General features: G+C 45.6%; 16 protein-coding genes. 10 read left to right on the top strand and 6 right to left on the bottom strand.

Annotation, left to right across the window (positions count from 1 at the left end; genetic code table 11):
* Positions 1–73: 73 nt before the first annotated feature.
* The 3 genes from KI742_RS01820 to KI742_RS01810 form a co-directional block, all read right to left on the bottom strand.
* A complete protein-coding gene (locus tag KI742_RS01820; RefSeq protein ID WP_005373463.1) occupies positions 74–511 on the bottom strand; it encodes a PAS domain-containing protein in 438 nt (145 codons plus the stop codon).
* On the bottom strand, positions 511–1,515 hold the full coding sequence (locus KI742_RS01815; RefSeq protein ID WP_005373466.1) for a response regulator: 1,005 nt from the start codon (positions 1,513–1,515) through the stop codon (positions 511–513). Before KI742_RS01815 ends, KI742_RS01820 begins: the two co-directional genes overlap by 1 nt.
* Positions 1,516–1,882: 367 nt before the next feature.
* Positions 1,883–2,791: an aldo/keto reductase family oxidoreductase gene (locus tag KI742_RS01810; protein WP_285384932.1), complete on the bottom strand. Its 909-nt coding sequence runs from the start codon at positions 2,789–2,791 to the stop codon at positions 1,883–1,885.
* Positions 2,792–2,886: 95 nt separating this feature from the next.
* Here KI742_RS01810 and KI742_RS01805 point away from each other — a divergent pair, with 95 nt between their 5' ends.
* On the top strand, positions 2,887–3,300 hold the full coding sequence (locus KI742_RS01805) for a helix-turn-helix transcriptional regulator (protein ID WP_005387686.1): 414 nt from the start codon (positions 2,887–2,889) through the stop codon (positions 3,298–3,300).
* Here KI742_RS01805 and KI742_RS01800 read toward each other — a convergent pair.
* On the bottom strand, positions 3,281–3,895 hold the full coding sequence (locus tag KI742_RS01800; RefSeq protein ID WP_245398181.1) for a hypothetical protein: 615 nt from the start codon (positions 3,893–3,895) through the stop codon (positions 3,281–3,283). The genes KI742_RS01805 and KI742_RS01800 overlap by 20 nt on opposite strands.
* Positions 3,896–4,365: 470 nt before the next feature.
* Here KI742_RS01800 and clcA point away from each other — a divergent pair, with 470 nt between their 5' ends.
* Positions 4,366–5,769 carry a H(+)/Cl(-) exchange transporter ClcA gene (gene clcA, locus KI742_RS01795; protein WP_005373473.1) on the top strand — a complete coding sequence of 468 codons (1,404 nt, stop codon included), beginning with the start codon at positions 4,366–4,368 and terminating at the stop codon, positions 5,767–5,769.
* Positions 5,770–6,030: 261 nt separating this feature from the next.
* Positions 6,031–6,978 (top strand): TDT family transporter, encoded by a 948-nt coding sequence (locus KI742_RS01790; protein WP_285384933.1) that lies wholly within the window; start codon positions 6,031–6,033, stop codon positions 6,976–6,978.
* Positions 6,979–7,023: 45 nt separating this feature from the next.
* Here the strand turns inward: KI742_RS01790 and folE are convergent, their stop codons facing one another.
* Complete coding sequence (folE, locus tag KI742_RS01785; RefSeq protein ID WP_005373478.1) at positions 7,024–7,677, bottom strand: GTP cyclohydrolase I FolE; 654 nt, start codon at positions 7,675–7,677, stop codon at positions 7,024–7,026.
* A 287-nt stretch (positions 7,678–7,964) separates the two neighbouring features.
* Between folE and moeA the strand changes: the two genes are divergently transcribed.
* The 5 genes from moeA (at position 7,965) to KI742_RS01760 (ending at position 13,719) form a co-directional block, all read left to right on the top strand.
* On the top strand, positions 7,965–9,200 hold the full coding sequence (gene moeA / locus KI742_RS01780) for a molybdopterin molybdotransferase MoeA (RefSeq protein WP_258478543.1): 1,236 nt from the start codon (positions 7,965–7,967) through the stop codon (positions 9,198–9,200).
* Between the two features lie 9 nt (positions 9,201–9,209).
* Positions 9,210–9,959 (top strand): molybdopterin-synthase adenylyltransferase MoeB, encoded by a 750-nt coding sequence (gene moeB / locus KI742_RS01775; protein WP_213906155.1) that lies wholly within the window; start codon positions 9,210–9,212, stop codon positions 9,957–9,959.
* Positions 9,960–10,135: 176 nt separating this feature from the next.
* Positions 10,136–12,241, top strand: coding sequence for an LruC domain-containing protein (locus tag KI742_RS01770; protein ID WP_213906156.1), 2,106 nt, complete (start codon positions 10,136–10,138; stop codon positions 12,239–12,241).
* 12 nt (positions 12,242–12,253) lie between these two features.
* Complete coding sequence (locus KI742_RS01765) at positions 12,254–12,748, top strand: hypothetical protein (protein WP_213906157.1); 495 nt, start codon at positions 12,254–12,256, stop codon at positions 12,746–12,748.
* A 140-nt stretch (positions 12,749–12,888) separates the two neighbouring features.
* Positions 12,889–13,719, top strand: coding sequence for a sulfurtransferase (locus tag KI742_RS01760; protein WP_213906158.1), 831 nt, complete (start codon positions 12,889–12,891; stop codon positions 13,717–13,719).
* Positions 13,720–13,884: 165 nt separating this feature from the next.
* Here KI742_RS01760 and KI742_RS01755 read toward each other — a convergent pair whose 3' ends face one another.
* Entirely contained in the window at positions 13,885–14,886 is a 1,002-nt protein-coding gene (locus KI742_RS01755; RefSeq protein WP_005387670.1) for a sugar-binding transcriptional regulator, read from the bottom strand.
* 466 nt (positions 14,887–15,352) lie between these two features.
* Between KI742_RS01755 and tal the strand changes: the two genes are divergently transcribed.
* Both tal and tkt read left to right on the top strand, forming a co-directional pair.
* Positions 15,353–16,303, top strand: coding sequence for a transaldolase (gene tal, locus KI742_RS01750; protein ID WP_005373488.1), 951 nt, complete (start codon positions 15,353–15,355; stop codon positions 16,301–16,303).
* Positions 16,304–16,428: 125 nt separating this feature from the next.
* Positions 16,429–18,420, top strand: a complete 1,992-nt coding sequence (tkt, locus tag KI742_RS01745; protein ID WP_042522667.1) for a transketolase — start codon at positions 16,429–16,431, stop codon at positions 18,418–18,420.
* The last annotated feature ends 9 nt before the right edge of the window (positions 18,421–18,429 follow it).

The following is an 18,429-nucleotide window of genomic DNA, read 5'->3' as shown; positions in this document are numbered from 1 at the left end:
GCATTGGGAAACACAATTATAAGTATACAAAAAAGCCAAGGCGGACCTTGGCTTTTGAGAAAGTTTTTTATCGCTATTGATTCTGAGACATCAGAGCTTCAGCCGTCGCGTCTTGTATAGACAAAAACAACGAGTTGATTTTTCCAGTCGGTGTGCGCATTGGGTTCAACGTAACATTCTGGTACATAAACTCCGCTTGCTGCGTAACTGGTCGAACATTGCGACAGCAGAATAAGTAAGGTCGTTGTCGCCATGTGATGAAGCTGCGACAGCCTAGGTCATACACTGGTTTTGTTTTTAATTTAAACCACTCCTGTGGGATTTCAGGGAATATATCAAATATAGAACGACCTATCGCATCATGAGACTGCAAACCACTGTGATGAGTCATAAACCCATTCCAGACCTGTACATTGTAATCTCGATCAATGACCACTAAGCCCATATCGACGTTTTGTACCATATCCACCATCCAATGGAATTGTTCAAACTCTGCTGGCATATTCAACATTAGAACTCCTCCATTAGATAAGACAGTTTGTTATCAAGCAGCGGCAAGGATTCATCCACAAACATAAACAACAAGTCACAACGAATCGACGTTCCTTCAATGTTGTAGCTCACTTCGAATGTCATCGTGCGGCTGAATGCTCCAGTTGTAGATTCAATGATCGAGTCAATTGAGATATGCTGACCAAGGAGTACTGGTGGACTTTGGAAGAATCGGACTTCAGACTGCTCGCCTAAACCATTTAAGAACGACCCCACCAAAATATTAGAAATATCCATTAGCAGCTCAAGCTCTTCTAGCTCTTCGCTGTCTGCTGGTACTTTCATCAACTTTTTGAGATCAGATACGCTTGAATCACTCAAAATCACTAGCGCTTCGCCAGCAATACCTTCACCACAAAATCCCTGACAAACACCCGATACGTTGTCATGCGACGCCAAGTCGCGTAGGGCCATGTGAAGTTCGCTCACTTCAAAGATATTGACGTTCGGCAGAGGTAGTTGCACAAACACATCAAAGTGACGCGCCAATGCATCGGCTGCTCGACCAATTGAAACGTTAGCCACTTCCATGTAAATATCGCGACGACGTAAAATCGGTAACTCAATAGAGACAGGCGTAATAATTTGAGGACGAGGTTCTGGCTCGACCAACTCTTTAAGCGCCTTCTTGAGTTCATCTTTGGCGATCGGTTTTTGAATAAACGCTTTTGCACCCAGTGCGAACACGCGCTCTTTCGCTTTAGGTTGGATATCCCCCGACACCACAACCACCGGAGTTTTATCCCCCAACCGTTGCATGTGCTCTAGTGTTTCAAAGCCATCCATTTCTGGCATGGTCAAATCAAGAAACATCAATTTAAACTCGTTTTTTTCGAGTTCTTCTAGCGCGTTTTTTCCGTGGATAGCAAACGTAATATCGGCATTCAATGTGGCTGGTAGTGATCTCGCCATCTGTTTGCGTGCTAACGCTGAATCATCACAGATGAGTACGGGAAAAGACATTCAATCACCTTTTTATATTCCACAATCTGCGCCGGAGTCTAACAGATTGTTACAGCATGTAATACGAGAAAACTGACGAGTTTTTTATTTCTTTATTATTCAATAAGCATACGCAATATGAATGAATGAGTGAACAAAATGACTAAAAAGCAAGCATCACATTCGCTGTTTAGTGACATAAAACAAACATGGGTAAAACTCCTCCACCCAAAGTAAGCAAAAAGTTGCAGCTAACATCCAAAGCCCATTTTTGCTCGAATTTCATTCTTTCTATTTCCATAATGGGTAAACAGTAACGCGCTAAAACTAAAAAGGCACCCTGCTAGAGGATGCCTTTAATAATAATTTCATCGATAAGATATCAATTCTATGGCACACCATGACCTTTAGAAGCCACCCATACGCGATACCATTGCTCTCGAGTAAGTTCGATGTTCAATGCATTAACTGCAGTTTGCACACGCTCGATTTTACCAGAGCCAATGATTGGAATAGGGTTAGATGGCAAACGACGTACCCAGGCATAAATTACTTGGTCAATACTCGCTGCGCCCACTTCTTCACGAATTGCTTCTAATTCGTTACGGACACGAACAGCTTGCTCACTGTCACCACTAAAAATTGAACCACCACCGAGGCAAGACCAAGCCATTGGTCGCGTGCGCAACATTTGCATTTGATCAAGCGTTCCATCGTGTGCAACCTCAAAGTTAAGTGGGTTGATTTCCACTTGGTTAGTAACCAACGGCTTACCTAAGCGAGATTGCAGCAGTTCAAACTGGCATGGGGTGAAGTTAGACACGCCAAAGTGCTTCACTTTGCCGACTTTGTGAAGCTCAGAAAATGCTTCTGCAACCTCGTCTGCATCCATTAACACGTCAGGACGATGAATTAAAAGTACGTCGATTTCATCCACATTCAAACGTTCTAGCGAGTTATTCACCGATTGGTAGATATGTGCTGAGCTCGTGTCGTAGTGATTGATCTTACGCTCTGGCGTTTTATCGCCACACAAATTGATGTCGCATTTCGTCACGATCTGAATTTGCTCACGAACACTCTTGTCTAAAGCTAACGCTTCACCAAACAACGCCTCACACTCGTAATTACCGTAGATGTCGGCGTGATCGACTGTCGTAATGCCTAACTCAATGTGTTGCTTAAGAAATGACAAACGCTCTTGAGCCGTCATTCCCCACTCAACTGCACGCCAATATCCTTGAACCAGCTCTGAGAACTCTGGGCCTTTTGGTGCAGTTACTACTTTTGCAACCATGGGTTTTCTCCTTCAATTGATCTGCATTCATCGTAGTCTTGTTTTCGTACCGGCTCAACGGGTAAACTTTCGCAATTCGAACTGGAGTACGAAATATGTCTTTTGCCCAACGCCTAGCCACCCTGATCGGAGAAGAAAGCATCAGCGGGTTCGCTCGACGCGTCGATGTGTCTGAAGCTTTAATACGCAAATACCTTAAAGGCAGTGAACCTAGCCTAACCAAAGCAAATCAAATTGCAATGCGCGCCAATTGCTCTCTCGAATGGTTAGCAACGGGATGTGGTTATTTATATCGCCGTGCTGAAGTCGTGGATATGGATGCGTACAAACTTGCCTTTCAACACGTTATGAATCAGCCGTTGTCAGACGATGCAGAAGAGCTACACCGCAAGCTAATCGCTGGCTATCAATACCTGCGCGCTCACAAAAAATCGGATGGTTTTTTGGACGAATCTGCAATGGCGACCTTCCTATCTCTCCATAAAGAATCTAAAAACGAGTCACTTTGACCTCGATAATTTCGCCATCACTGCGCAAGTGCACATTTAAGGACGGTGATGGCGTCAGAAACTCGTCCGGTTTTACCCAAAGCAAACTTCGAATCGCTTCTTGCGGATAGCGGTTCATCAACAAAATAACTTCTTTATCGACAAGTTCGGAAGATTTCTTTTCCAGCGCTTCAACGACATCATAGTGTTCTTGTCCGATAGTAACTCTGCGTAAAACTAACCCATCCTTTCTTAAGTTGAGAAGTAAGTCATTCAGACGCTGCCACTCGTATTCAGTGAGAAACGAGAACTGAGCACTTTCTCTTCTCAAAATCACTTCACCATACAAGTGCTGCCGGTAGTACGAAAAATCATCCAAACAAAATGCGCTGATAAACGTTGAGTTGTCTCGCAGCTGCACTTCGCAACCATACCAGCTTCCACTTTTTTCTATACGTTCTTTTAGATTGGAATATGGCATTGCTGACAACGTGTCTTGCCACCAGCTCGGCGTTGAAAGTGCCGGAAACGTTACCGAACAACAACATAAAGAAAGTAAGAGTCGAAGATAAAAGCGCATGCACTGCTCTAGTTGGTTGACATCGAACCAAGACATTACTAACTGCAAGAAAATGTTCAAGAGAAAAATAGTGGCAGGTGGCGATGAAAGTTATGGTGATGAAAGTTATAACGCAGAAATTAAGAAGGCGCACATGTGCGTGCGCCTCTACCTCGTTACTCAATCGTGAGTGTGCGAATCGGCGATGTCTATTGATGCATCCCGAACATAAAACGAGGACTTACCGTAGGGTTTGAATCCATCCAAATTGTGTGTAAAACCTCACATCCCTCCTTCTGAAGCAGTCATGTTGCTTTACATTTAAAGCATGGTTCATTTTTCTCAAAAAACAAGTTTTTTATCCTAAATTATGAGAGCAATAGCACAATCTGAGTGAATGAATAATATCGCGACACTTCGAACACTCAATAGTGAAAAGCTAAATTGCATCTTTATTGATTAGGTCTAGACTCTGCGAAGCGTATACTTTCTTTCGTACCTTCCCCCAGCAACAGGAGAGCTTGTTAATGACCAAACGCGAGAGAATTGTGAAATCTGTGTTAGCGCACGTACCGAAAGATGCGATTAACCAGTTTGTCTCTCGAGGGTCAACACCATTTTCTGTTCTCATTATGGCGGCCATTGTAGGTACGTTGGCTGGTTTTGTCGGTACGTATTTCGAGCTTGCCGTTCATTTCGTTTCTGAAACACGAACAGAATGGTTAAGAAGCGAAATTGGTAATGTTCTACCATTGTGGCTGGCAGCGGTTCTCATTAGCGCACTTTTAGCTTTTATTGGCTATTTTCTTGTGCACCGCTTTGCGCCAGAAGCGGCAGGTTCTGGTATTCCTGAAATCGAAGGGGCAATGGATAATATTCGTCCAGTGCGCTGGTGGCGAGTTCTACCAGTAAAATTCTTCGGCGGCATGGGCGCACTTGGCTCAGGTATGGTGCTGGGTCGTGAAGGCCCAACCGTTCAAATGGGTGGTGCTGTAGGTCGAATGGTGACCGATATATTCCGCGTAAAGGATGACGATACCCGCCACTCCCTGCTCGCTTCTGGTGCTGCTGGCGGTTTGGCTGCGGCTTTTAATGCCCCACTCGCAGGCATTATGTTCGTTGTGGAGGAAATGCGACCTCAGTTTCGCTACTCTTTGATCTCAATTCGCGCAGTGATCATTTCTGCCATTATGGCGAACATAGTGTTTCGCGCCATTAACGGGCAAGACGCCGTTATCACTATGCCGCAATACCAGTCGCCAGAGCTTCAAACCCTATGGCTGTTTTTATTGCTTGGCGCATTGTTTGGCGTGTTTGGCGTGATCTTCAATAAACTGATTACCGTGGCACAAGACAGTTTTGTCGCAATTCACAAAAACGATCGTAAGCGCTACTTGATTGTAGGTTCGTTACTGGGAGGCGTGTTTGGCTTGCTTCTTTTGTACGTACCCCAACTAACTGGTGGTGGTATCGGCCTTATTCCTGACATTACTAACGGTAACTACTCGGTATCTATTTTAGTTTTGCTTTTCTTTGGTCGTGTAATTACAACCCTGCTCTGTTTTGGTTCTGGTGCGCCGGGAGGCATCTTTGCACCTATGCTTGCTCTGGGAACCTTATTTGGCTATGCGTTCGGAGCAAGTGCTGATGTCTTGCTCCCTGCGCTTGATATCGAGCCTGGTGTATTTGCGATTGCGGGCATGGGTGCCCTGTTTGCTGCAACGGTACGTGCACCGATTACTGGTATTCTGTTAGTGATTGAAATGACGAATAACTACTACTTAATCCTGCCATTGATCATTACTTGTTTGGGCGCTGTGATTATTGCTCAATTGTTGGGTGGACAACCTATTTACAGCCAGTTGCTGCATCGCACAATCAAAAACGAAAAGTTACGCCAGCAGGATCTACCGGAGAATCAATCAACATAACATTCTCTTTGTTATCACTTCGCTCCAGACTATCGAAGGGTTTGGAGCGATAAACTCTGCATTTTTACATCTTTTCCCAAATATTCGATACCAAACTCACAAAATTATCATTCTCTGATATTTGCTCACCACCTTTCATGAGAAACCCCTCTCCATACTTGTTAGTATTCGCTACTTAAATAGAGCATTTCATCCAAATCGTCATGTTTCGTTTCATTCAGGCAAAAATCAAATGGAGTAGATTTGAACTGGAGAAGACTTGTGCAGTTTTATAGTGTCCCGCCGTCTCAAGCCGCGTTGGCACTAGGTATGATAGGTTTAGGGCAAGCTTGGGCACTCTATGTTCCTGAGATTGGTGAATCGATACGCCCATTTTTGGCGTCACTCGGCGCACTTTTACTCGCCCCTGTACTCATAAAATATGCCGCGAATCCACGATTATTCATGGTCGACATTCGTCACCCGCTGAGTGGTAGTTTAATGGCACCAATGAGTATGGCGTTACTGATCCTTGCAGATTATCTTGCCGCTGTAGCGCCTATCATCGCTTATCCACTTTGGTTTATGGCGCTTTTGCTGCATTTTACTATGATGGTGCTGTTTTTTAGCTTTCAGCTAATGAACTTCAAAATGTCCAATATCGTACCGAGTTGGTTTCTTTATCCGGTGGGGCTAATCAGTAGTTCACTAGCCGGTTCTCAACTAGGTCACAACTTATTCTCCGAAACATTAGCGATGATGTGCATCGGCATTTATTTCTTCATGCTGCCACTCGTGTTGTATCGTTTGGTGTTTTTCGGCTCTCTACCAAGGCGAGCAAGACCGACCCTCGCGATTATGGCCGCGCCGGTAAACTTGTCATTAGCAGCATACTTGGTGAACTTTCCCTTACCTGATCCGATACTGACAGGCGCATTGGCCGGGATCGCCATCACTATGACTTTATTGATCTACTTATGTTACTTCCGCTTACTTCGCTTGAAGTTTCAACCTTCTATCGCGGCAGTAACCTTTCCTTCCGTGATCAGCGCTATCGCAATGCATCGCTTAACCTCTTTTTTTGCCGAATCGCACCCTCACTGGCACTGGCTACACGACTTTGGTTTTCTAGAGCTCAGTATCGCGACTGTATTGGTTGTTTGGGTATCGGCAGGTTACGTCAAAATGTATTGGCCAGAAATCATGAAGTCATTTTCTAAACAAGTATAAAAAAAGGATGGCGTTTGCCATCCTCTTAGAAACTTGCTTAGTTACCTAGCGTAAACCGTGCAGAAATTCGGCACGCGTTGCTGGGTTGCTCTTGAAGATGCCACCCAATGCAGTTGTTGTCGTTTCGCTAGTTGCATCCATCACACCGCGAGATTTCACGCAGTAGTGTGTTGCGTCAATCGTCACTGCCACATCATCGGACTCAAGCAGCGTTTGAAGTGCAACAAGAATCTGCTGAGTCATACGCTCTTGTACTTGTGGACGCTGAGCAAAGAAGCGAACGATACGGTTGATCTTTGACAGGCCAATGATCTTTCCACGTGGAATGTAAGCCACAGCGGCCTTGCCATCAATGGTCACAAGGTGGTGTTCACAAGTACTGGTTACGGTGATGTCCTTCACGCGAACCATCTCGCTCACGTTCATCTTGTTCTCAATCACTGTGATTTTAGGAAAGTTGGAGTAATCCAGACCAGAGAAGATTTCGTCAACGTACATCTTAGCAATGCGGTGAGGGGTTTCTTCTAGGCTATCGTCGGTAAGGTCAAGTTGAAGTAGACCTAAGATCTCACGCATGTGGTGCTCGATCTTCTCTTTCTTCTCTTCACGACTTACGTTGTTTGGACGCATTGGCGTTTCCAAACCGCGTTGCTCTAGCGCTTCTTTTACTAACTTCGCTGACTCGCTAAGACCTGACATTCCACTTCCTCTTTTGTTTTACTTCAGCCTTCGTACAAACCCAATCAAAATTGCATTCATACTTTTCGCTTTGAGTTGCTCAGTTCGTGTCTTTACACCAAGTCACATCAGATGAAGGTACTGAGCTGATTTTCTTGAGCTCCGCAGGTTTTTTACCCCTTTTGGATGGCTGACAAGGATACTCGGATTTTTGAATAATTACACCCATATTTTATAGGTGGACATTCTTACTCAGTCCCCTTTTATGGTAAAGTTGCCACAAAACAAAAGAACACAGGATTTTCTCAATGGGCTGCTGCGACGCACCTGGCTTGATGCCAATTGAAGAAGCGATGGACAAAATGTTATCGCGAATCAAACCTATCCAAACAACGCTTTCTCTTCCACTTGCTGAAGCACTCGGTTTTGTACTGGCAGAAGATATCTTGTCTCCTATCCACGTACCGCCATTCGACAACTCAGCAATGGATGGCTACGCTATTCGCATTCAAGATCTTGAGTCATCTTCTGTATTGCCTCTGGCAGGTAAATCATTTGCAGGACAACCTTTTGAAGGTGAATGGCCTCAAGGTACCTGTGTTCGCATCATGACTGGCGCAAAAATCCCACAGGGTTGTGATGCCGTTATCATGCAAGAAAATACTGAAGTGACAGATGATGGCATTCAGTTCAACCAAACCGACGTGAAGCCACAAAACAACATCCGCCCAACAGGTGACGACATCAAGCAAGGCGACATCGTACTGGCAAAAGGTGCACGTTTGACACCTCGCGATATTCCGATGATTGCGTCGCTTGGTGTTAGCCATGTGACAGTAGTACGTAAGCCAAAAGTTGCGTTCTTCTCTACTGGTGATGAACTTAAACCACTGGGCGAGCCGCTAGACGAAGGTCAGATCTACGACAGCAACCGTTACGGTATTAAACCACTTATCGAGAACTTCGGTTGTGAAGCCGTTGATCTTGGCATCATTCCAGATTGCCCAGAGACTCTGAAAGCAACCTTTGAACAAGCGCAAACATTGGCAGATGTGGTTGTGACCTCAGGCGGTGTTAGTGTGGGCGAAGCGGATTACACCAAAGACATTCTTGAAGAGCTTGGTGAAATCGGTTTCTGGAAGTTAGCAATCAAGCCGGGTAAACCTTTCGCATTTGGTAAGCTAAGTACAGCTTGGTTCTGTGGGCTGCCGGGTAACCCTGTTTCTGCAGTTCTTACTATGTACGTGCTTGTTCAACCAATGCTGGCAAAACTTGCAGGCCATACAGAATGGAAAGCACCCGAATCTATTCCAGCAACAACCAAAACCGCCTTTAAGAAAGCGCCAGGCCGTACCGATTACCAACGTGGTATCTATACATTGGAAGATGGCAAGTTTGTCGTTGAAACAACCGGTAACCAAAGCTCTGGAGCATTCCGCTCAATGAGCCTAGCGAACTGTTTTGTTGTCTTGGAACGTGAACGCGGCCGAGTTGAAGTGGGCGAAACGGTTCAGATTCAACTATTCAACTCAACCCTTTACTAGGAAGTCGTTGTGGATATTCTTTCCGATCAGGAAATGTTGCGTTACAACCGCCAAATCATTCTTCGTCAATTCGACTTTGATGGGCAAGAAGCACTCAAACAAGCATCGGTACTGATGCTTGGTGCTGGCGGTTTAGGCTGCGCATCAAGCCAATATTTGGCCACTGCTGGTGTCGGTAAAATTACGCTGATTGATGATGATATCGTCGAGTTGTCTAATCTTCAGCGACAAGTTCTGCACCACGATGCGGATATTGGTCGTAAGAAGGTCGAATCGGCTGCTGATGCACTACGCGAACTTAACCCGCACATCATTGTAGATACCATCGAAAAACGTCTTGATGATACAGAGCTAAAAAGCTTGATCGAACAGCACACAATTGTTGTTGATGCATCAGATAACGTCGATACGCGCAATCAACTTAACCGCCTATGTTTTGCGACCAAAACACCGCTAATTTCAGGCGCGGCTATTCGTATGGAAGGCCAAGTGAGCGTGTTTACTTATGATGACCCAGCGCAACCATGTTACCAGTGCTTAAGTGCCCTCTTCGGCAGCGGTGCGTTAAGTTGTGTCGAAGCCGGAGTCATGGCTCCTGTTGTGGGTATTGTTGGCGCAGTACAGGCGATGGAGGCGATTAAAGTGATTGCTGATTACGGCCAACCAAAGAAAGGCAAAATTCTGATTTTGGATGCGCTCAGCATGTCTTGGCGAGAAATGAATCTGATGAAAATGCCCACCTGTCCGGTTTGTAGTTAGTTCTAAACCTCTAATCATTCCCAAAAAGCCCAACTCGATGTTGGGCTTTTTTCTCATTTTGACAATCAGATTTAAAACCCTTCTCCTTACAAATATTAACTCCATAAAATTCAACCACTTAAAAGTTGGCACATTCCTTTCATTGCATATATCACGAACCAATGAGAGGGCGAATTATGAAAAGGACATCACTACTACTTGGGTCTCTAATAGCGAGCGCTTATGCACAAGCGGCGCCATTTGACACATGCCCAAGCAAAGCATACCTATTCCAATCAACCCCGGTTCAAATCTATGGCGTCAATTTGGTTACAGGTTCTACGACTCTTTTAGAGGACGACACAGGTTTGGCTTCGGGCATCAACGGTGTAGGCTTTAACTTCACTGACCGTTATATCTACGGCTACGACACCACAAACAAAAAGATTGTTCGTCTTGGTCAAGACTTCCAAGCAGAGACGCTTAATGTTTCGGGTCTTCCAACCGACCACACCTTTTACGTAGGTGACGTTTACAACCACGTCTACTACTTGTACCGCAAAGGCAAAGGACTTTTCTCCATTGACCTTTCTCCGCTCGATTCTGATCCAAATGCGACATTGAGCATCGTGAAAATTAGTTCAACAGCGACTGTGAACCTAACCGACTTTGCATTCCATCCAGGCGACGGTTCCCTTTACGGCATCGACAATAACTCTGGAGTGCTGTACCAGTTCAACCCATCGAATGGTAATACGACTGCGATAGGCGACACTGGCGAGTTAGGCACATTTGGTGCTGGCTACTTCGATGTAAACGGAAACTACTACGTGTCACGTAACCAAGATGGCAAAATCTATCGCGTTGACCTTTCGGAAGGTAACGCAGCCAATATCGCAGCAGGTATCGTTCCTGCGGTTGAGTTTGTGTCTAACGGTCCAAGCTCAAGCCAAAATGATGGCGCACGTTGTGCAAATGCTCCAGTGATTGACGAAGACGAGCCAATCGATTTTGGTGATGCTCCAGACAGCTACCACACAACACTTGCGTCAAATGGTCCTCGCCACGAGGTGGACGGTGTAACTTGGCTTGGTTCTGTCGCGCCAGATGGTGATGCCGACGGTCAAGCAAACGACAACTCTGTTGGCACCGCTGATGAAGATGGTGTTGGTTTTGTATCCGCACTTGACCCAGGCTTAAGTTCAATTGTGAATGTGACGGCTTCCACTTCTGGCTACCTATCAGCATGGTTTGACTGGAACCGCGATGGTGACTTTAATGATGAAGGCGAACAAGTCTTTACTGACCAACTACTGTCTGCGGGTAATAATCCCCTACCGTTTGTCGTTTCAACCGCTGCAACGGAAGGGTCTAGCTGGAGCCGATTCCGCTTTAGCCAACAAACCGGATTAAACTACGATGGTGGTTCGACATCTGGTGAGGTGGAAGATTACCCAATTACCATCACTGGTAATGGCTACTCAGTGGAATATTTCCCGAGTGCAGAAGATTACGCCACCGTCGCTTACGAAGATAACTGGCCATACACCGCAGACTACGATATGAACGATGTGGTCGTGAAATTCCGCATCACTGAAACCAGTCTTGCTGGTCATGTTGAGAATATTCAAATTACTGGTGACCTAGCGGCTTACGGCGCAAGTTACAAAAATGGCTTCGCAATCCGACTACCGGGTGTTTTAAGAAGCTCGATTGAAAACGGACTAACAACGCTCTCCTTCAATGGTGTAGAACAAGCATCTAATGGCTTGGAAAGTATTTCTGATGAAGCCATTTTCATCATCAGTGAAGACTTAAGCACACACGCGGCGAGCAGCTGTAGCTACTTCCGTACCGAGTCTGGCTGTGATGATAACGTTTCACTCACCTTTACCTTGAATGTGTACTTCACTGAAGGCTCTGACCGTTCAGCAATTCAAGCCATGCCATACGACCCGTTCATCTTTGCAACACCGGGCACTTACCATGGCGATGGTATTACTTTCCAACCAGGGCGTAAGTGGGAAGTTCACTTAGCAGACCAAGCACCAACAGAACAGTTTGATGACCAAAACCTCTTCGGTGTCGGCGTCGATGCAAGTGACCCTGCGCAAGGTGTGTACTTCAAAACAGCAAACAACTTACCTTGGGCACTGTTGATAGTAGAAGATTGGGATTGGCCGCTAGAGCGTGTAGACATGGTCGATGCATACCCTCAATTCCAAACTTGGGCTGAGTCTGGTGGCGAACGAAGCACAGATTGGCACACCGCTCCAACACCTAACAAATGCTACATTCCATAGGGAGATAACATTATGAAAGCACTTATCACAATCATCATGGGATTAGCACTAACGGCTTGTGGCGGTGGCGGCGGAGGTGGTAACAGTACACCACCTTCACCAACCCAAACCACCGTTGCAGAGGAAGACACAACCCAACAGGAAGAAACAACCGTAGAAGAGACTACCGTAACTGTAGAAAATGCAACCATGCAGGACCTAGTAGTACCGGATGGCTTTAGCTACAACCCAGTGACGGAGGGTACGCTCAATGTAAACATCAGTGGTTTCTCTTCACAACGTGCACACCTAAGCGTGTACAAAGAGTTTGTCGAGAACAGTTCAGGTAACTACGATGCAAAATATCCAAGCAAAGTCGCATCGGTTCCACTCAACAACGGTACAGCAAACGTCGACTTTAATGTTTCTGATAGCCAAGGTAGCCTACTTGTTGAAATTTGGTTCTATGACGGCAGTGACCCAATTCAGAAAGTGATTACTTCTGGAGACAACACTTGGACCATGTAACTAGATAGATTGAAGGCATGGCGAAAGCGACCTTTCATCATAAATCTTCAATCTCAAGCTTAAAAATCGCATCGTTCTTTTGAACATGCGATTTTTTTGTTGTAAAACAGTAAGATTATCCACCTAGCAAACTAAAGACAATGCAAGCACTGATTAGTACTGATGAACTCAATAGCTTTCTCGGCCAACCTAACGTCAAGCTCCTCGACGCTAGTATTGCGTTTCAAATCCCTTCTGAAGGCAAAAAGATTCAAGATAAGTGGATTCCAAATACTTTACGCTTTGATTACGACAATGACTTTTGCTTACCCGGTTCTTCTCTGCCGCATATGATGCCAACAGAAGAAGGCTTCAACCAAAGTGCGAAACAACTCGGTTTGAACAACGAAGATTTGATTGTGGTTTACGACAACTCTGGCACTTTAGCCGCGCCAAGAGCTTGGTGGATGTTCAAAGCTATGGGACATGATAATGTTCGAGTCTTAAACGGCGGTCTTCCTGCTTGGATTGAAGCCGGATTTCCTGTCGAAAGTGCCCTATCGCAACCAAGCGAAAAAGGTAACTTTGCGGGTAAGCTCAATCAAAATGCCTTTTTGAGTGCACAAGATGTTCTTGCTCATTCCACCAATAAAAGTGCAAATATCATCGATGCCAGAGCCAAAGCACGCTTCCTTGGTGAAGTGCCTGAGCCACGAGAAGGTCTACGTAGTGGGCACATTCCAAATTCGGTTTGCTTACCGTTTCAAGAACTCTTAACCAACGGTCACATTAAACCAAATTCAGAGTTGCAACAGATATTTAGCGCACTAACGATAGATAGTGACACTTCAATTATTTTTAGTTGCGGCTCCGGTGTGACCGCATGCATTTTATTACTCGCGGCGTATCAAATTGGTCTAGACAACCTGTCGGTGTACGACGGTTCTTGGACCGAATGGGGTGCAGACCACTCTCTACCTATCGAGTGTTAAGACAAGTGTCTGTTTAACAAAGTATCTTACGTTTATCTAAAGATGATGTGTTCCAATAAACTAAACGCAGCTTCTAAACCAAACTTGTCATTTCGAAATAGAAACTGGCTATGAGTGATTTGTCACCCCTCATAGCCTGACTACATCAAAAGCCGACTATTTCCGTTAGCGTTCAGATGTCGCGTTGCCGTGCATTTGCTCATCTAAGTTGAGCACGGTTAATGCGTTGCTAACGCTCGTGGCGATCACGTCTATCGCTCCAGTTCTTAATGCTCCGAGTAGAGCGAGTGGCTTGCTGTTCTCAGCTGCGATCGCAATGACTTCCGAGATCGGCCGAAACTCTTCAATACCAAGTCCAATTACTCGGTCACTCATTACCGTGTTCGCTACATTACCGTGAATATCAAAGAAGTCATAACCTGCAAAATCCCCTACCACACCTTGTTGAAGTCTCGACTGAACCACTTCATCAGGCGTAAACCAACCTAAGTCGACCATGTAACTGTTTTCGCTCATGTCACCAATACCAACCAAAGCGACATCGGCTTTACGTGCTAGGTCGAGCGTTTGTTTCACGGTTGCATTTTGCATAAAGGCCAACTTCTGTTCTCTGTTTTCTGCGTAAGCCGGCGCATAAAGTGTTTCAGAGGTCCCCCCATATTTCTTCGCCAACTGACGACAAATATGGTCGGCGTTATACATACCGCCACGCGGATGAATACCACCAATGCCACACACAAATTTACAATCACGCGGCGTAATAACACCAATATGGTGAGCGACAGACGACACGTTGCGCCCTTGTCCGACCGTCACCACCATGCCGTTTTTGAGCGTGCTAGTGAGATAATTGGACACCAATCCCGATACCTGTAGTCGTTGCGCTTCTTCATTCGGTTGATCAAGAGCAACAAGCGCGCGCTTAACGCCGAATCGCTCGATCAAACGTTGTTCGATCTTGGCGCTGAACACCGGATGGTATTTAACGGTAATTTCAACAATGCCTTCATCACGCGCCTGCTTGAGCATTCGCCCAACCTTTGCGCGTGATATGGCAAATTTTCTCGATATCTCTTCCTGAGTCGCACCGTCTTGATAATACGCGACGGAAATCTCTGTCAACAAATCCGTGTTTTCAATGGAAATATCTTGATTAGAACTGCTCATGGTTTCTCTCGCCCTTTAAGAGGATCGATATTGTATGCAATAAGTGAGCATATGCTCATTGACTTAGCATATGTTCTTTATCAATTTAAACGCTACATTTGCTCATCGCAATAACATTTTCTCACTACAATTTTTTACCCTAGCGTACAACGCTCAAGCTTTGAACAATAAGGGCAAACGTTTATTTGGGTTAACCACTAAACACACAGCAAAAAAACGTTGATGAAGTTCACTATAAGTCCATTTCAGCGATTGACTTTCAGCATAGATAGGATAAATATGGACACATCATTTACTCAGCTATCGATCAAATGTTCATAGCATTTGTTCGGTAACGAAATTTTCCGTAGTTGGCTGAGCAGATGTCTCATTAAATGCGATGAGACGGTTAGCTAACTCGCTTGCAAATGCACAAGCTGTGATAACAAAAATCACGCTTAAGCCCATTTAAATAGGATGATCGATTATGAGCAACAAGTTAGAGCAACTTCGTAAACTAACGACTGTAGTAGCAGACACTGGCGAGATTGATGCAATTAAAAAGTATCAGCCAGAAGACGCAACAACTAACCCTTCTCTTATCCTTAAAGCCGCTCAAATCGCAGAGTACGCACCTCTAATCGATGCTTCAATCGAATACGCTAAAGCACAGAGCAACGACAAAGCTCAACAAGTTCAAGATACTTGTGACATGCTTGCAGTAAACATCGGTAAAGAAATCCTAAAAACTATCCCAGGTCGTATCTCTACAGAAGTAGACGCTCGTCTATCTTACGATATGGAAGGCAGCGTAGCGAAAGCTCGTCAACTAGTGAAAATGTACAACGATGCTGGCATCACTAACGACCGTATCCTTATCAAACTGGCTTCAACTTGGGAAGGCATTCGCGCAGCTGAGATCCTAGAAAAAGAAGGCATCAACTGTAACCTAACGCTTCTATTCTCGTTCGCTCAAGCACGTGCTTGTGCAGAAGCGGGTGTATTCCTAATCTCGCCATTCGTTGGTCGTATCATGGACTGGTACAAAGCGAAAGAAGGCCGTGACTTCGAAGCTCAAGAAGATCCAGGCGTACTATCTGTAACTAAGATCTACAACTACTACAAAGAATACGGCTACAAAACTGTAGTTATGGGCGCAAGCTTCCGTAATATCGGTGAGATCTTAGAACTAGCTGGTTGTGACCGTCTAACTATCGCTCCTGCTCTACTTGCAGAACTAGAAGCAGCTGAAGGTGAAGTAGTTGAGAAACTAGTTGATTCTAAAGGCGCAGCTGAGCGTCCAGCACCAATGACTCACGCTGAATTCCTATGGGAACATAACCAAGACCCAATGGCTGTTGAGAAGCTGGCTGAAGGTATCCGCAACTTCGCCGTTGACCAAGGCAAACTAGAAGCGATGATCGAAGCTAAGCTTTAATTGCTTACCAAAAGCGAGTAGCCCGTCTACTCGCTTTTACCATCAGCACTATTTTCAAAAAATTCTATTTGAACTTGTTTCGGCGAGTTCCCTCTATTTAAATCAAATATCGAGAAGTAATCACTATGGATCGTAAACATCTAGCAAATGCAATCCGTGCGCTAAGCATGGATGGTGTTCAACAAGCTAACTCTGGTCACCCAGGTGCACCTATGGGTATGGCTGACATCGCTGAAGTTCTTTGGCGCTCTCATCTAAACCACAACCCATCAAACCCTGAGTGGGCAGACCGCGACCGTTTCGTGCTGTCTAACGGCCACGGCTCAATGCTGATTTACTCTCTACTGCACCTTGCAGGTTACGAGTTGTCTATCGACGATCTGAAAAACTTCCGTCAGCTTCACTCTAAAACTCCTGGTCACCCAGAGTACGGTTACGCGCCAGGTATCGAGACCACAACGGGTCCGCTAGGTCAAGGCATCACTAACGCGGTTGGTATGGCTCTAGCTGAAAAAGCGCTAGCAGCGCAATTCAACAAAGAAGGCCACGACATCGTTGACCACTTCACTTACGTGTTCATGGGCGACGGCTGTCTGATGGAAGGTATTTCGCACGAGGCATGTTCTCTTGCAGGTACTCTAGGTCTAGGCAAGCTGATCGCGTTCTGGGATGACAACGGCATCTCTATCGACGGTCACGTTGAAGGTTGGTTCTCTGACGACACACCTAAGCGTTTCGAAGCTTACGGTTGGCACGTAATCCCTGCAGTCGATGGTCACGATGCTGACGCAATCAACGCAGCAATTGAAGCGGCGAAAGCGGATCCACGTCCTACACTTATCTGTACTAAGACTATCATCGGTTTTGGTTCACCAAACAAATCTGGTTCACACGATTGTCACGGTGCGCCACTAGGTGCAGAAGAAATCGCAGCAACACGCAAAGAACTAGGTTGGGAGCACGGTCCTTTTGAAATTCCGCAAGAAGTCTACGCAGAATGGTCAGCGAAAGAAACAGGCGCAGCTAAGGAAGCAGCGTGGAACGAGAAATTTGCAGCTTATGAAGCAGCGTACCCTGAGCTGGCAGCTGAATTTAAACGCCGCGTAAACGGTGAGCTTCCTGCACAGTGGGAAGAGAAAGCAAGCCAAATCATTGCTGATCTTCAAGCTAACCCAGCAAACATTGCATCACGTAAAGCGTCTCAAAATGCTCTAGAAGCATTTGGTGCTCTACTACCAGAGTTCATGGGTGGCTCTGCTGACCTAGCACCTTCTAACCTAACAATGTGGTCTGGTTCTAAGTCTCTAGAAGCAAGCGACTTCTCTGGTAACTACATCCACTACGGCGTACGTGAATTCGGTATGACAGCGATCATGAACGGTATCGCGCTACACGGTGGTTTCGTTCCTTACGGCGCAACATTCCTAATGTTCATGGAGTACGCACGTAACGCAATGCGTATGGCTGCGCTGATGAAAATTCAGAACATCCAAGTGTACACGCATGACTCTATCGGTCTTGGCGAAGATGGTCCAACTCACCAACCAGTTGAGCAAATGGCATCGCTACGCCTAACACCAAACATGAGCACATGGCGTCCATGTGACCAAGTTGAGTCCGCTGTAGCTTGGAAACTAGCGATTGAACGTAAAGATGCACCGACAGCACTTATCTTCTCTCGTCAAAACCTTGCGCAACAAGAGCGCACAGCAGAACAAGTAGCAGACATCGCGAAAGGTGCTTACATTCTGAAAGATTGCGAAGGCAAGCCTGAGCTAATCCTTATCGCAACAGGTTCTGAAGTTGAACTAGCAGTAGAAGCAGCAGCACAGCTAACTGCTGAAGGTAAGAAAGTACGCGTTGTTTCAATGCCATCAACAGACGCATTCGACAAACAAGACGCCGCTTACCGTGAAGCTGTACTGCCATCAGACGTAACAGCACGTATCGCAATTGAAGCAGGTATTGCTGACTTCTGGTACAAGTACGTAGGCTTCGACGGTCGCATCATCGGTATGACTTCATTCGGTGAATCTGCACCAGCTGGCGAACTATTCAAAATGTTTGGTTTCACGACTGAAAACGTAGTGAACACAGCAAAAGAGCTACTCGCGTAATTGCAGTAA

Source organism: Vibrio sp. D417a (assembly GCF_030248595.1).
Classification (GTDB): Bacteria; Pseudomonadota; Gammaproteobacteria; order Enterobacterales; family Vibrionaceae; genus Vibrio; species Vibrio alginolyticus.
This window is presented reverse-complemented; position numbering and strand designations above follow the sequence as displayed.